The sequence below is a fragment of the Nocardia sp. NPDC004260 genome (assembly GCF_053603155.1).
Genome location: NZ_JBSGEZ010000030.1, coordinates 75,975 through 89,658 on the forward strand (window position 1 = coordinate 75,975; position 13,684 = coordinate 89,658).

Annotated in this window: 12 protein-coding genes; 3 read left to right on the plus strand and 9 right to left on the minus strand. The window is 67.1% G+C overall.

Features of this window, described 5'->3' with window-relative positions; translation table 11 throughout:
- The first annotated feature begins 11 nt into the window (after window positions 1-11).
- Window positions 12-566 (plus strand): TetR/AcrR family transcriptional regulator, encoded by a 555-nt coding sequence (locus tag ACWEO7_RS19260; protein WP_452424915.1) that lies wholly within the window; start codon window positions 12-14, stop codon window positions 564-566.
- A gap of 368 nt (window positions 567-934) precedes the next feature.
- Here the strand turns inward: ACWEO7_RS19260 and ACWEO7_RS19265 are convergent, their stop codons facing one another.
- From ACWEO7_RS19265 to ACWEO7_RS19275, 3 genes are all read right to left on the minus strand, one after another.
- Entirely contained in the window at window positions 935-1,651 is a 717-nt protein-coding gene (locus ACWEO7_RS19265) for a sterol desaturase family protein (RefSeq protein ID WP_452424917.1), read from the minus strand.
- An 8-nt stretch (window positions 1,652-1,659) separates the two neighbouring features.
- Window positions 1,660-2,397 (minus strand): FadR/GntR family transcriptional regulator, encoded by a 738-nt coding sequence (locus ACWEO7_RS19270; RefSeq protein WP_452424918.1) that lies wholly within the window; start codon window positions 2,395-2,397, stop codon window positions 1,660-1,662.
- Between the two features lie 214 nt (window positions 2,398-2,611).
- Window positions 2,612-3,694: an alpha/beta fold hydrolase gene (locus tag ACWEO7_RS19275; RefSeq protein ID WP_452424920.1), complete on the minus strand. Its 1,083-nt coding sequence runs from the start codon at window positions 3,692-3,694 to the stop codon at window positions 2,612-2,614.
- 1 nt (window position 3,695) lies between these two features.
- Between ACWEO7_RS19275 and ACWEO7_RS19280 the strand changes: the two genes are divergently transcribed.
- Complete coding sequence (locus ACWEO7_RS19280) at window positions 3,696-4,448, plus strand: TetR/AcrR family transcriptional regulator (protein ID WP_397076994.1); 753 nt, start codon at window positions 3,696-3,698, stop codon at window positions 4,446-4,448.
- A gap of 311 nt (window positions 4,449-4,759) precedes the next feature.
- Here the strand turns inward: ACWEO7_RS19280 and ACWEO7_RS19285 are convergent, their stop codons facing one another.
- From ACWEO7_RS19285 to ACWEO7_RS19310, 6 genes are read right to left on the minus strand one after another with little or no spacing between them, the layout of a single operon-like run.
- Entirely contained in the window at window positions 4,760-5,422 is a 663-nt protein-coding gene (locus tag ACWEO7_RS19285) for a hypothetical protein (RefSeq protein ID WP_452424922.1), read from the minus strand.
- Window positions 5,419-7,098 (minus strand): ABC transporter family substrate-binding protein, encoded by a 1,680-nt coding sequence (locus ACWEO7_RS19290; RefSeq protein ID WP_452424924.1) that lies wholly within the window; start codon window positions 7,096-7,098, stop codon window positions 5,419-5,421. The genes ACWEO7_RS19285 and ACWEO7_RS19290 overlap by 4 nt, the downstream gene beginning before the upstream one ends.
- A gap of 32 nt (window positions 7,099-7,130) precedes the next feature.
- Window positions 7,131-8,831 carry an ABC transporter family substrate-binding protein gene (locus tag ACWEO7_RS19295; RefSeq protein WP_452424926.1) on the minus strand — a complete coding sequence of 567 codons (1,701 nt, stop codon included), beginning with the start codon at window positions 8,829-8,831 and terminating at the stop codon, window positions 7,131-7,133.
- Window positions 8,832-8,844: 13 nt separating this feature from the next.
- On the minus strand, window positions 8,845-10,695 hold the full coding sequence (locus ACWEO7_RS19300; RefSeq protein ID WP_452424928.1) for an ABC transporter ATP-binding protein: 1,851 nt from the start codon (window positions 10,693-10,695) through the stop codon (window positions 8,845-8,847).
- Complete coding sequence (locus ACWEO7_RS19305; protein WP_452424930.1) at window positions 10,692-11,612, minus strand: ABC transporter permease; 921 nt, start codon at window positions 11,610-11,612, stop codon at window positions 10,692-10,694. Before ACWEO7_RS19305 ends, ACWEO7_RS19300 begins: the two co-directional genes overlap by 4 nt.
- Window positions 11,609-12,586, minus strand: a complete 978-nt coding sequence (locus ACWEO7_RS19310; protein WP_355073164.1) for an ABC transporter permease — start codon at window positions 12,584-12,586, stop codon at window positions 11,609-11,611. Before ACWEO7_RS19310 ends, ACWEO7_RS19305 begins: the two co-directional genes overlap by 4 nt.
- A 155-nt stretch (window positions 12,587-12,741) precedes the next feature.
- On the opposite strand from ACWEO7_RS19310, the gene ACWEO7_RS19315 reads away from it, so the two are divergent.
- Window positions 12,742-13,581, plus strand: coding sequence for an HAD family hydrolase (locus tag ACWEO7_RS19315; protein WP_452424932.1), 840 nt, complete (start codon window positions 12,742-12,744; stop codon window positions 13,579-13,581).
- Window positions 13,582-13,684 lie beyond the last annotated feature (103 nt).

Genomic DNA, 13,684 nt, shown 5'->3' on the forward strand with positions numbered 1-13,684 from the left:
AACGTGAAGTTATGCCAACCCAGGCCAAGCAACGTTTGCTCACCACGGCGGAAGAACTGTTCTATGCCGAAGGCATTCGTGCCGTAGGCATCGATCGCTTGCTCCAGGAGTCCGGCGTCGGCCGGGCTTCCTTCTATCGCCACTTCGCGAGCAAGGACGACTTGGTCGTCGCGGTGCTGGAGGATCGCGACCGCCGGTGGCTGGACTGGCTGCGCGAATCGGTCGAACAGACCGCCGACCCGGCCGCCCGCCCGCTCGCGGTCTTCGACGCTCTGGCCGAACGATTCGCCCGCAACGACTTTCGCGGCTGCGCGTTCATCAACACCATGGTCGAGGTGGCCGATCGAGAGAGCGCCGCCCATCAGGTCGCCGATCGCCACAAGCGCCGCGTGATCGAATACCTGCACGAAATGCTCACCGAAGCGGGGCGATCCGACGCTGAGGAGCTGGCCGCCGAACTCGCGCTGCTGGTCGACGGGGCGATCGTCACCGCGGTCCGTGAGGGAACTCCGGAGGCGGCCCATCGTGCGCGCACGATCGCGGAGCGTCTGCTCGCGACGCGGTGAGAGTTGGCGTACTACCGCCGAATTTGCATGCGGGTCTACTCGCTCGCGGTGATCGGGACCGTGGCGTGTACCCGCTTCTTGGCTACGGACCTGTTTGCTTCATGAACTCGTCGCGAGGCGGTCGGCGTTGTGACGAAGCGCCACCCGGATCACTGAGCGGCGCCCGGGGTAGTCATCGCGGACCCGTCGCTGTCGGCGTCGTGGCGACTGCGGCCGTTGGGCAAGCTCACCGGCGTGCCATCCGGTGGAGTCGTCGCCGGACCGCCTTGGTCGCAGCGGTCCGAATGCCTGGTGCGGGTAGTGCGGTCGTGGGTACGCGCGCCGGGTGCCGCCCCGGCTGACTTATCGCGGGGCGGCACCTGCTGGAATCAGGCGGAGTGCAGGTTGCGGGCCGTGGGTGAGGTGTCGGTCGTGGCCGGATCGGGGTAGGTGCCGAAGAGGCGGTCGGCGGTGCCGGAACTGGTGACCGTGAACCAGTAGTGCTCGTTCTTGTAGTGGTGGTGGCGATGGTTGCGCCAAACCGCTCGGTAGAGCGAACGTTTCGGCTTGTAGTCGGTGTGTATCAGGTAATGCGTCCACTCGTAGCCCAGGCCGAGCAGGGTGATGGTGATCAGAAAGGTCAGGCCGAGGCCCGAACTGGGGAAGGCGAAGGCCGCCAGCGCGATCAACACCACGATCAGCACTGCCAGCGTTTTCGTCGGGATGAAGATCAGCGGGATGTCGCGCGGATCCACGTGATGCTCGCGGTGCTTGCGGGCCAGTTCGCTGTCGAGTGCGATCGGGCCGAGCCGCCGTGGCCGCCAATGCAACACCGTGACATGCACGATCCACTCGAAGACCGGGAACACCGCCAGCATCACGGCGGGGACCAGCAGATCGGTGAGCTGCCAATCGCCGACGAGGACGCGAGCGATCAGCGCGCCCACCAGCGTGGTCCCGATCATCCACGGCGAGGGGTGCCGGAGGAATTCTTCGAATGCCTGGCCCAGGGTGAGTCCGCGCCGCAGCGCCCGCTCATCCCTGCGTACCCGCGCCCGTGCGTCCGTGTCGATCGAAGCGTGTTCGGATGCTTTCGGTTTGGTCATGATCGTTCCTAGCTGTGCGTGACCGGCGGTCCGCCGAGGACCTCGATCAGGGCGGTGGTCGCCGGCTCGAGCAGCGCCCGAGCGGTGCCGGCGGCCTTCTGCGGCCGGCCCGCGGCGATGGCGGCGGCCAGTTCGCGGTATGCCTCGACGTTGCCCACCTCGGCGGACATGATCGGGGCCAGCGCCGCGAGCGCCGGTTCATAGGCGGCGCGCAACATGTTGAACATCAGCCGGAACACGATCGAGTCGGCCGCGTCCACGACGTGATCCCAGAACTCCATCGCATGCCGTTGCTGTGCGATCGGATCCTGTTCGGCGGCAAGCGCTTCGAGGGAAGCGTCCAGCAGGGGACGAACCTCACCCGCGCCGATCGCGCCGACCCGGCGCGCGGCCAGCTCCGCCACCTTCGGCCCGTTGTGCAAGCGGGCCTCCAGAATGCTGCGTGCGACCGAGGGGTTCAGTTCCCCGGCCTGCACCAGCAGCCTGGGCAGAACCTCGAGCCCCGCGCCGCGCCGATAGTCCAGCACGGTCGTCGCGTCTCCCTGGCGCACCGCCACCAGCCCGGCCGCGGCCAGCCGCTGCAAGGCTTCCCGCACCGCGGGACGGGACACCCCGAGCGCCTCCGCCAACTGCCGCTCACTGGGCAAGGTCGCCCCGGGCGCCAGCTCACCGCTGAGCACATCCGCGGCGATCTGCTCGAACACGTCCGCCGACACCGATCGCTTGACCACAGGTTGCAACGCCATGCGTCTACTGTGCGCCTCGATGGTCAGGAGGTCAAGTGGTCAGACCAATTTCGCCTGGAGGGGCTGGCGTTGGCCGATGAATGGGCGGTGCGCAAGTGTTGGACGGCGGTCGGCTCGCCGTCTGATCCGTGGCCGCGTGACCATGACAGTGCGAAACCCCTGACCTCTTGTGGGCTCAGGTGTTTCGCACGAGCGTGGTCGCGGGAGTCTGTTGTCACCGATGGGTCGGCGGGGCGGTGAGGGTGGGGCGGACCTTGGTGAGCATCAGGTCGAGGAACTGGTCGGGGTGGCGGAAGGAGGCGAAGTGGCTGGCGTCTTCGATCAGCGCGAAGTGCTTGACCGGCGCGGTGACATCGTCGAAGAACCGCTTGGCCGGTTCGGGCGGGGTGAGGGCGTCTTGGTCGCCCTGGAAGATGAACAGTGGGATATCGAATGTGGTGCCCTCGGTCCATTCGTCGATCGTCACGGCCTCGGGTGCAAATCGCTCGGAGAAGGTCATGCCTTTGAAGTAGGTGCGCAGTTCGCTGAGCGTGTGCAGCGGTGAGAACCACAGCGAGCGGATCACCACGGTCTTCATGGTGTCGTAGGTGAGCGGATCAGTGGTGACGACGAGCCTGTTGTACTCCGCCAACTGCTCGGCGGACCACGCTGACTTGTCGGCACCCATGCTGGTGACCGTGCCCAGCTCTTTACGTTTTCCGGCCTGCTGCAGCCGGCTCACCAATGCGTTGTATGCCGAATGGTTGCGCCCGCCGGCGTTGATGTTCTGGTCGGCGCCGACGTAACCGCTGTACAGCTGAGGGTGGTTGCGGGCCAGGCGCAGCCCGACAACGGTGCCGAAGGAGTTGGCGACCAGCAGGACCTTCTCGACGCCGAGCCGGGCCCGGACATGCTCGGCGACCTCGAGGGCGTCGAGGTACCACCGCTCCAGGCTCATCTCACCCTGTCCGTCCGGGGCGGTGCGGCCGAAAGTCTTGCCTGTGCCGCGCATATCCCACCGCACGATGGTGAAGTGTTTCTCCCAGCCGCGGGTGCGTGGGGCGAAGACGAGGTTGGAAGCGCCGGGGCCGCCGTGGATTTCGACGATAACCGGATTGCGCAGGTCGTCGCCGCGGATCGAGATCCACTGGTCGATACCGCCGATGCGGATGAAGCCGGACTCGTCGATGCCGTTCGCCGTGGTGATGCGCAGCCGCTTGGCGTTGGCCGCACGCCTGAGCTGCCGGTGGCCGAGCAGCCCGGCAACGGGCGCGGCAGCGGCAGCGACGATGGCGGCGAGGACGATGGTCGTAAGCATTGTGGCCAGGACAGACGCTGCCCGAGAAGGTAAGGAGAAGGCACGTGACCTGCGGGCGAGCGTGGCATTGCTGTGGGGGGAGCAGGAGCGGCGCACCCGTGGGCCCAAGCCCAAACTCTCGCCCCGCGGCATCGCGGAGGTCGCGGTGGCACTCGCCGATGCCGAGGGCTTGGACGCCGTGTCGATGAATAAAGTCGCCGCCGAGTTCGGCGTCTCGGCGATGGCGCTCTACCGCTATGTGCCCGGTAAAACCGAACTCGTTGAGCTGATGGTCGAAGCCGTACTGACCGATTGTCCCGATCTGTCGGTCGCAGGCAGCGGATGGCGGCTCCGGCTCTCGCAGTGGGCCCGCCGGTCATCGGAGGTGTACCAGAACCATCCCTGGTTACTCGCCGCGACCGCGATGCGTCGTCAGCGCATGGGGCCGGCCCAACTCGCTTGGCTGGACGCCGCACTGGCGGTTCTGGAGCCGACCGGCCTGACCGCCGCCCAGCGGCATCAGGTCTTCCTCCTGATCGTCGCTCTGGTGCGCAACCACGCCCAGCAGATGGCCGACTTCGATGAGAGCCACGACGAGGAATGGAACCGCCTCACCGGCGAACTACTCGACCGCCACGCCGACCGTTTCCCCGCCCTGACCAAAGCCATCGCCGAGGGCGCGTTCGCGCCGGAAGCTGTTGCCGACCCGCTCGAATTCGGCCTCGAGCGCATACTCGACGGCGTCCAGATGCTCATCGACCACGGCGGGAAGTGACATCGCTCCTGCCGCCGCCCGTCCGAGACAACGGTGTCGTGAATGGCCTCGCCGTCGGCGAGTCGGTCGATGTGGCGGTGTTCGAGTCCGGCGCCGGTCTGTGCCGGGCCGAGATCCCTCAATCCGCAAGGTAGATCCGAACACTCCGGGCCGCAGGTCAGCCGCTGCGCAATCCGAAACGTTCACGCGGAACGGACACTGATGGACGTCGATGCGCGCCTGGCGCATGGGCGATTTCGCGAGGTGGCGTGTGGTTTCACGGAGCGGACGGCCGCGCGCGAGTGCTCGGCGCTGCGGTGCTTGCCGGCGGTTCAGGTGGGGTCGGAGCCCTGCACGGCGGAGAGCCAGATCGTGCAGGCGGCGGCGATGGTGGTGGCGGCCAGGAAGACCGAGAAGCCTCCGCCGTCGAGGTAGACCCACAGGAGGGCGGCGATGGGGGCGGCGACAGTGGATTGGGAGTCGAGCAGGAGGCGGCGCCGCGGGCGGGTGGCCTTCGCGATGTGGGCGGGTGCGCCGGGGTCGGGGCGGCTGGGGTTATCGATGAGACGACCGGGCGGTTCGACGTCGCGCATGCGGCCGGACGGGTAGAGGCGTCGTCCCGCGACGTGAATCGTGCGGTCGGTGAGTTCCCCTTCGGTTTCGGTGAGAGTGACCAGCGCGGGATCGAAGTACACCGGAACCCACCGCGGGCGACCTGCGCCGCCCACCTCCAACCACGACCGGCCGACCAAGCGATGCTGCTGACGGATGCGGGCAACCCGAACGGTCGGCGCGGTGGCCGGACGACGGAATCGGAGTATGCCGAATGCGAGGGCGAGCCGATACCCGGTGTACCCGCAGACGCCGAGCGCGACGGCCACGATCGCCGCCACCTGATCCAGAGTGCCGAACGGCGCCCAAGCGGCACAGACCGCGAGGGCGCCGATCGTCACGGTGATCGGATAGGCCAGCGGATGGCCCAGTCCGGAACTCACTTCAAGAAGCCGACTTTCGTGTAGTCGTAGGACGCCAGGCCGGGTGCGCCATAGTTGGCGAGGTCGGCGCGCACCGCGACATTGCCTGCGGACTGCATCAGGGGCAGCGAGTGGCCTTCCTCGAATACCTTGCGGTCGACCTGGTTCGCCAGTTCCCTGGCCTTGTTCGGGTCGAGTTCGGAAACCGTCTGCTCGATCAGCGAGTTCAGTTCCGGCGATCCGATGCGACCGTAGTTGCCCTGCAGATCGTTCGGGTTGTATCCGTAGATCTGGTTGAGGCTGCCGAGCGGGAACGGGTCACCCACCCAGGTCCACTGGCCCACGTCGAAGTTGCCCGGCTGGATCACCTCGGTGAAAAAGCCCTTGCCCGGCTTGGTTTCGATGTTCAGCTTGACCCCGATCGAGGCCAGGTTCTGCTGGATGATCTGCGCTATCTGCACCCAGGTGTCCTCCTGGTACATGACGTCGCGGATCTCGAGTTTGCGGCCGTCCTTTTCCCGGACATCGCCGTTGAGCTTCCAGCCCAGGTCGTCGAGTTCCTTCGCCGCAGCGGCGGGATCGAAGCCGAGGCTGTTGTCCTGGTAACCCGCCTGGCCCTGGAGGTACACATGGTTGTTCAGCGGCTTCGGATGCTCCACCAGGCCGTTCTGGATGGCGGTGACGATGCCCTGCCGGTCGATGGCCTTCGAGATCGCGACGCGCAATTTCGGATCCGCGAGGATGGAACCGGGGGCGCCGTTGAAGGTGAAGTGGTTCCAGCTGTTGCCCGGCGCGCGCCGGATGGCGATCCCCGGCGTGTTTCGCGCCGTGCGCAGTTCGTCGCGGGTGCCGAGGCCCACCGCGTCGATCTCGTTGTTCTGCAACGCGGGCAGTTGCGCGGAGGAGTCGAGCACGCTGAAGGTGATCGTGTCGAGCTTGGGTGTGTCGCCCCACCACTTGGGGTTGCGGCCGAGCACGATACGTCCCTGTGCCCTATCGGTGGACTGCACGAGGAACGGCCCCGCAGTCAGCGTGATGCCGTCGACCAAACCCTTGTTGAACGCCGCGGGAGTGGCCGTGACGGACTTCGGAAACAGGAAGGTATTGCCCGCGAACTGCCCGCGCCACTCGGCGTAGTGCTGCTTGAACGTGATGATCGCCTGCCGGTCGTCGACGCCGCGCTCGACCTTCTCGACCCGATCGAACCCACTGTTGTTGGCGATCAGGAACGACTTGTCGGCGCCACTGAGCGCGTTCGCCTGGGACTGGATGTCCTCCCAGGTGATCGGGGTGCCATCGGACCACACCGCCTTGGGATTGATCGTGTAGGTGACCTGCTGCGGATCGGTCTTGGTCAGCTGTACGTCGGTGAAGTAGTCGGTGTTGACCGAGAGCTCGCCCGCCGCGTTGGTGCGAAACGCGCGCGGCAGCATCGGCCGTTCGATGGCACCGGTCTCGGCGTCGTTGCCGTCGTTGGACAAGGCGTTCCAATTCGCGGGCAACGCCGAAATCGCCAGCCGGAGGTTACCGCCTTCGCGCAGCTCGCTGACATCGTGCGGGTTGATGTCGTTGGTGGTGCCGAGTTCGGCGGCCGAGCCCGCGGGCGCGTCCTCCTCGTCCGAGCTACACCCGGAGGCCACCAACCCGATCGCGACGGCGGCTATCGCCAGTCGTGTCGTCAGTGAACGAATCCGCATGGTTCGCTCCTTCCCGCAGCGCTGCTGCGTGTCTACTTCAGGAAACCGATCTTGGTGTAGTCGTACGACGCAAGCCCGGGAGACCCGTAGTTGGCGATGTCGCCGCGGACGCCGAAATTACCCTCGGACTGGGTCAGCGGCAGGGAATGGCCCTCTTGGAAGACCGCGCGGTCGACCTGGTTGGCCAGCTCGATGGCCTTCGCCGGGTCCAGCTCGGAGAGGGCGCGATCGATCAAGGCGTTCAGTTCCGGAGACCCGATGCGACCGTAGTTGCCCTGCAGATCGTCGGGGTGAAAGGCGTAGATCTGCGGCATGCTGCTGAGCGGGAACGCGTCGCCGGAGAACACGAATTGCGCGGCATCGAAATCTCCGGGCTGGATGACCTCGGTGAAGTAGCCCGCGCCCGGCTTGGTATCGATCACCAGCCCGACACCGACGGCGGCCAGGTTCTGTTGAATGATCTGGGCGATCTGTACCCACGTGGGGTCGTTGTACATGACGTCGCGGACGACCAGCTTGCGCCCGTCCTTCTCCCTGACGTCACCGTTGAGTCTCCAGCCCAGATCGTCGAGTTCCTTCGCCGCGGCCGCGGCGTCGTAGCCGAGGCTGTTGTCTCGGTAACCCTCCTGTCCTTGCAGGAAGATGTGATTGTTCAACGGCTGAGGGTGCTCCACCAGACCGTTCTGGGTGGCGGTGGCGATGCCCTGGCGGTCGATGGCCTTCGAGATGGCCACGCGCAGTTTCGGATCGGCGAGGATGGAGCCGGCGGCGCCGTTGAATGTGATGTGGCGCCAGCGATTACCCGGCGCCCGGCGCACGACCATGCCCGACGTGTTGCGGACGGTCTTGACGTCGTCGATAGTGCTCAGCCGCACCGCGTCGAGTTCGTTGTTCTGCAGTGCGCCGACCCACGCGGCTCGATCGAGCACGCTGTAGGTGATGGTGTCCAGCTTCGGCCGATCGCCCCACCATTTCGGGTTGCGTGCCAAGACGATGCGGCCTTGGCCGCGGTCGGTGGACTCGATCACGAATGGGCCTGCCGTCGGACCCATATGGTCGACCAGGCTGTGGTTGAACGCCTCCGGATCGGCGGTCACCGACTTGGGGAACAGCGCCATGTTCCCGGCGAACTGGCCACGCCATTCCGCGTAGTGCTGCTTGAACGTGACGACGGCTTGCCGGTCGTCGACGCCGCGCTCTACCTTCTCGACTCGGTCGAACCCGCTGGTGATAGCGATCAGGAAGCGCTTGTCCGCGCCGCTGAGCGCGTTCGCCTGGGAACGAATGTCCTCCCAGGTAATCGGGACGCCGTCGGACCACACCGCCTTCGGGTTGATGGTGTAGGTGACCTGCTGTGGATCGGTGCCTGTGAGCTGGACGTCGGTGAAGTAGTCGGTGTCGACCGTGAGCCGGCCCGCGGCATCGGTGGTGAACGCGCGCGGCATCAGCGGCCGCTCGATGTCCGCGATCTCGCCGTCGTTCCCGTCGTTGGACAGCGTGTTCCAGTTCGCTGGGAACGTTGTGGCGGCCAGCCGGAGATTTCCGCCTTCGCGCAGCTCGTCGGGGCTTTTCGGATTGATGTCGCTGGTCGTGCCGAGCTCGTCGGACAGGCCGGTCGCCGACTCGGCGCCGTCCGCGCCGCACCCGGCGACCACGAGTCCGAGCGCGACGACGGGAATCGCCCAGCGCGCCGAGCGCGGGCGACCACAGCCCCGGATGGATCGGATCCGCATCGCGCCCTCCTACCTATCTGCTGACTGCCGGCACCGGCACCGCGTCGATCAGGGCCCGCGTGTACTCGTGTTGGGGGGCGGCGAAAATCTGTTCCGCCGGGCCGTACTCCACGATCTTCCCGCGATACATGACCGCGATGTCGTGGGCCAGGTTCCGCACCACGGAAAGATCGTGTGAGACGAACAGATAGGAAAGGCCGCGCTCGGTCTGCAGGTCGCGTAGCAGGTTCAGCACACCCGCCTGGATCGAGACGTCCAGCGAGGAGACCGGCTCGTCCAGCACCAGCAGCTCCGGGTCCAGGGCGAGTGCGCGGGCGATGCTGATGCGCTGTTTCTGGCCGCCGGAGAAGTCGCCGGGGTAACGGTCGGCGTGTTCCGGGCGCAGACCCACCTTTTCGAGCAGTTCCGGTACCCGGCGGGCGATCTCGGCCCGCGGCCGCCCGTCGATGCGCAACGGCTCGGCGAGGGCGTCGAAGATCGGCAGGCGGGGGTCGAGGGAGGCGGTGGGGTCTTGGAAGACGATCTGCATCTTGCGGCGGATCTCCCGTTTGCGCGCCTTGCTCAGGGATCCGACGTCGCTGCCCATGATCTCGATGGCGCCCGATTGCGGCGGGACCAGATCGAGGATCTGGGTGAGCGTGGTCGATTTGCCGGAGCCGGACTCACCGACCAGCGCCAAGGTGCGCCCGCCGCGGACCTCGAAGCTGATGCCGTCGACCGCCCTGATCTCCCCCTTGCGGCGGCGCAGCACCACACCGGAGGTGATCGGGAAGACCTTCACCAGGTCCGAAACCCGCAAAACCACGTCCGACTCCACCCGCGCTTCGGCCTCCGGCTCGGCGATCTCGCGCCGATAAGCGTCGAACAGCTCGTCGGTGCCGACCTCGGCGGTGCGGATGCAGGCGGCGGTATGGCCCGGTTCGACTGCCTCCAGCGGCGGTTCCGCCGCCCGGCATTCGCCGATCGACACCGGGCAGCGCGGTGCGAACGAGCAGCCCGGCGGCAGCGCGTGCATGGCGGGCGGGGCGCCGACGATCGGGATCAGCGGTCGCCGCGGCGGACCGTCCATGCGCGGGATCGAGCCGAGCAGACCAACGGTGTACGGCATCCGCGGCGCGTTGAACAGCTCGCTCGCGGTGGCGGTTTCGACGATCTTGCCCGCGTACATGACGGCGACCCGATCGGCCAGGGTCGCGGCGATGCCCATGTCGTGGGTGATCATGATGACGCCCGCGCCGGTGATGTCGCGCGCTTTGCGCAGCAGATTGAGGATCTGCTTCTGCACCGTCACGTCCAGCGCGGTGGTCGGCTCGTCGCAGATGATCAGCGCCGGGTCGTTCGCGATCGCCATCGCGATGACGACGCGCTGGCGCTGGCCACCGGAGAATTCGTGCGGAAACGCCTTGGCCCGCACCTCCGGGTCCGGGATACCGACCAGGTCGAGCAGCTCCACCGCGCGCTTCGCGGCGTCGCCTCTGCTCGCCTTGCCGTGCGCCAGCAGGGCTTCGGCGATCTGATCGCCCACCCGGTAGACCGGCGTGAGCGCCGAGAGCGGGTCCTGGAACACCATGCTGATGGAACTGCCGCGCAGCTTGGACAGTTCGCGATCGCCCAACCCGAGCAACTCGCGTCCGCGGAACCGAATGGAACCGGTGATCCGCGCCTGCTCCGGCAGCAACCCCATCACCGCCAGCGAGGACACCGACTTGCCCGAACCGGATTCACCGACGATGGCGAGCACTTCGCCGTCGGAGACCGTGTAGTCGACGCCGCGCACCGCGTCGATGCGGCCCTCCTCGCTGGGGAAGGACACCCGCAGATCGGTGATCTCCAGCAGTGGCGCGGTGGAGGTCGTCGTCGTCATGCCTTCGCCTTCTTTTTCGACCGGGCCCGCTTCGCGCCGGGATCGAACGCGTCGCGCAGTCCGTCACCGACGAGGTTGGCGCACAGCACGGTGATGATCAGCAGACCACCCGCGAACAGGAACAGCCAGGGATAAGTCAACGCTGATTTGGTCCCCGCGGCGATCAGCGAGCCGAGCGACACGTCCGGCGGCTGCACGCCGAAACCTAGGAAGCTCAGCCCCGTTTCGGCCATGATCGCCGAGCCGACGGTGAGGGTGGTGTCGATGATCAGGATCGAGGCGATGTTCGGGATGACGTGGCTGAGGATCACCGTGCGGGTGGGCGCACCCATGTAGCGCGCGGCCCGGACGAATTCGCGATCACGCAGGCTCAGCGTCAGGCCGCGCACGATCCGCGCCGAGATCATCCAGCCGAAGCAGGACAGCAGGAGGATGAGCAGCAGAATGGAGCCGCTGCCCTTGGTGCGCGGCGCGAACAGCGCGATGATGATGAAGCTCGGGACCACCAGCAGCAGGTCGACCAGCCACATGATCGCCCGGTCGGTCCAGCCGCCGAGCAGTCCGGCCAGTGAACCGGCGGTGGCGGCGATCGTGGTGGACAACAGCGCCACGCACAGGCCGATGACCAGGGACTTCTGCAATCCGCGCAGGGTCTGCGCGAGGACGTCCTGACCGATCTGGGTGGTGCCGAACGGATGGTCCGGGCTCGGCGGTTTGAGCAGGGCGGTGTAGTCCAGCTGCTGGTAGTCGTAGGGCAGGAAGGGCGGCAGCGCGAAACTGACGACGAACAGCGTGATGAGGACGATGCCGCCCGCGACGGCGGGTTTGTTGCGCAGGAAGCGCCGCAGGACCAGCTTGCGCCGCCCGGTCGCGGCGACCTCGGGCGCGCCTTGGACGATGATCTCGGCTTCGGTCATCCCACACGCACCCTTGGATCGAGAATCGCGTACACGATGTCGGACAGCAGACCCGACACCAGCACGACCAGGCCGGCGAACGCGGTGACCGTCACCACGACGTACAGATCCTGGGCGTTGATCGAGTCGACCAGCCACTCGCCGACGCCGTGCCAGCCGAAGATCTTCTCGGTGAACGTCGCGCCGGTGATCAGGGCGCCGAGACTGTAGGCGAACAGCGTGGCCATCGGGATCAGCGCCGTGCGCAGGCCGTGCTTGTACAGCGCCTTGCTGCGGGTGAGCCCCTTGGCGCGGGCGGTGCGGATGAAATCGCTCTGCAGCACGTCGAGCATCGCGTTGCGCTGGTAGCGGCTGTAGCCCGCCATCGCACCGAGGGCCAGCGCGGTGGTGGGCAGGATCAGGTGCTGGATGCGGTCGAGCAGTTGCGGCCCGAATCCTTCGATCTTGTTCGCGGACGTCTCGCCGGTGTAGAGGAAGATCTGCGATCCGGTGAGCGAGTTTACTTCCAGCGCACCGTATTTCAGCAGCGTCGCGAGCAGGAACACCGGCGTGCTCAAGATCAGTAGCGACACCACCGTGGTGAAGTAGTCGCTGAACTTGTACTGCCGGATCGCCCCCGCCGCGCCGATCAGCACGCCGAGCACCGTGCCGACCAGGGAGCCGACGATCAGCAGCCGCAGGCTCACCGCGACCCGCCGCGGCAGCTCCTCGCTGACCGGCTGACCGGCCAGCGTCGTGCCGAAGTCACCGTGCGGAATGCCCTTCAGCCAGGTGATGTAGCGCTCCGGGATCGGGTCGTTGAGGTGCAGCTCCTCGGCTTTGGCGTCGATCACTGCCTGTGGCGGGCGCGGATTGCGTTGTTCGAGACTGTCCAGCGGCCGGAACGTCAGGGACGCCAAACTGAACGTCAGGAACGAAGCCAGCAGCAACAGCACGACATAGTTGAGCGCGCGTCGTAGCAGGAAGCCGGTCATCAGTCCTCTGGTCTTTCGGCTGGACGGGCCAGCGTCGGTATTAGCCCCCGATCATAAGGACGTGGTTCGCGGCGCGCGTGCCACACGACATCCGGGCATGTCCGGGGCACATCCGAGCACGGTGGCCGGGCGCGAGCCGCAGGTTGTCCGGCAGGATGGAATGGGTGACGCCCCTGCACCTCCCCAAACCGAAGATGGTCGCCACCGATGTGGACGGCACGCTCATCGATCACGACGAGCGGGTGACCGCGCGGACGAAGGCGGCGGTGGGCGCCCTGATCGCCGACGGTGTGCCGTTCGTGCTGGCCACGGGCCGTCCGCCGCGCTGGATCGACCCGGTGGTGCAGGGGCTCGGGTACGCGCCGCTGTGCGTGTGCGGCAACGGCGCGGTGATCTACGACAGCGCCGCCGACCGGGTGCTGGTCAGCATGACGTTGGACGTGCCGACGCTCGCCTGGCTCGCCGACGTCGCCGAACATGCCTTGCCGGGCTGCGGCCTCGCGGCCGAACGCGTCGGCGAGAGCGCGCACGACGCGGTGACGCCCCAGTTCGTCAGCTCGCCCCAGTACGAGCACGCCTGGCTCAATCCCGACGACACCTCGGTCGCCCGGGAGGAGGTGATCGACGCGCCCGCCATCAAGATGCTGATCCGGCTGCCGGGTGCGCGCAGCTCGGACATGCGCACGGTGCTCGCGCCGCTGATCGGCGAACGCGCCGACATCACCTACTCGACCGAGCACGGGCTCATCGAACTATCCGCGCCCGGCATCACCAAGGCCGCGGGGCTGGCGGTCGTCGCCCAGCGGCTCGGCGTGGACGAATCGACCATCGTCGCGTTCGGCGACATGCCCAACGATGTCCCCATGCTGACCATGGCCGGCCACGGTGTCGCGATGCGCAACGCCCACCCCGAAGCCCTCGCCGCGGCCGACGAGATCGCCGAATCGAACACCGACGACGGAGTCGCGCGCGTCCTCGAACGCTGGTGGGTGTGAGCTGTGTTTGTTTTTCCAGCGCCTGCGGCGCTGGGTGTTCGCGGCCCCTTATGGCTCGCGTCCGAGCGACCGCCGCTTGCTCCTTCGTCGCCTACGCGGCGGC

Excerpts from the sequence above, each read along its gene's own strand:
- ACWEO7_RS19275 (WP_452424920.1), bottom strand. The coding sequence starts at position 3,694 with ATGCTTACGACCATCGTCCTCGCCGCCATCGTCGCTGCCGCTGCCGCG.
- ACWEO7_RS19295 (WP_452424926.1), bottom strand. The coding sequence starts at position 8,831 with ATGCGGATCCGATCCATCCGGGGCTGTGGTCGCCCGCGCTCGGCGCGC.
- ACWEO7_RS19300 (WP_452424928.1), bottom strand. The coding sequence starts at position 10,695 with ATGACGACGACGACCTCCACCGCGCCACTGCTGGAGATCACCGATCTG.
- ACWEO7_RS19265 (WP_452424917.1), bottom strand. The coding sequence starts at position 1,651 with ATGACCAAACCGAAAGCATCCGAACACGCTTCGATCGACACGGACGCA.
- ACWEO7_RS19260 (WP_452424915.1), top strand. The coding sequence starts at position 12 with ATGCCAACCCAGGCCAAGCAACGTTTGCTCACCACGGCGGAAGAACTG.
- ACWEO7_RS19305 (WP_452424930.1), bottom strand. The coding sequence starts at position 11,612 with ATGACCGAAGCCGAGATCATCGTCCAAGGCGCGCCCGAGGTCGCCGCG.
- ACWEO7_RS19310 (WP_355073164.1), bottom strand. The coding sequence starts at position 12,586 with ATGACCGGCTTCCTGCTACGACGCGCGCTCAACTATGTCGTGCTGTTG.
- ACWEO7_RS19290 (WP_452424924.1), bottom strand. The coding sequence starts at position 7,098 with ATGCGGATTCGTTCACTGACGACACGACTGGCGATAGCCGCCGTCGCG.
- ACWEO7_RS19315 (WP_452424932.1), top strand. The coding sequence starts at position 12,742 with ATGGAATGGGTGACGCCCCTGCACCTCCCCAAACCGAAGATGGTCGCC.
- ACWEO7_RS19270 (WP_452424918.1), bottom strand. The coding sequence starts at position 2,397 with ATGGCGTTGCAACCTGTGGTCAAGCGATCGGTGTCGGCGGACGTGTTC.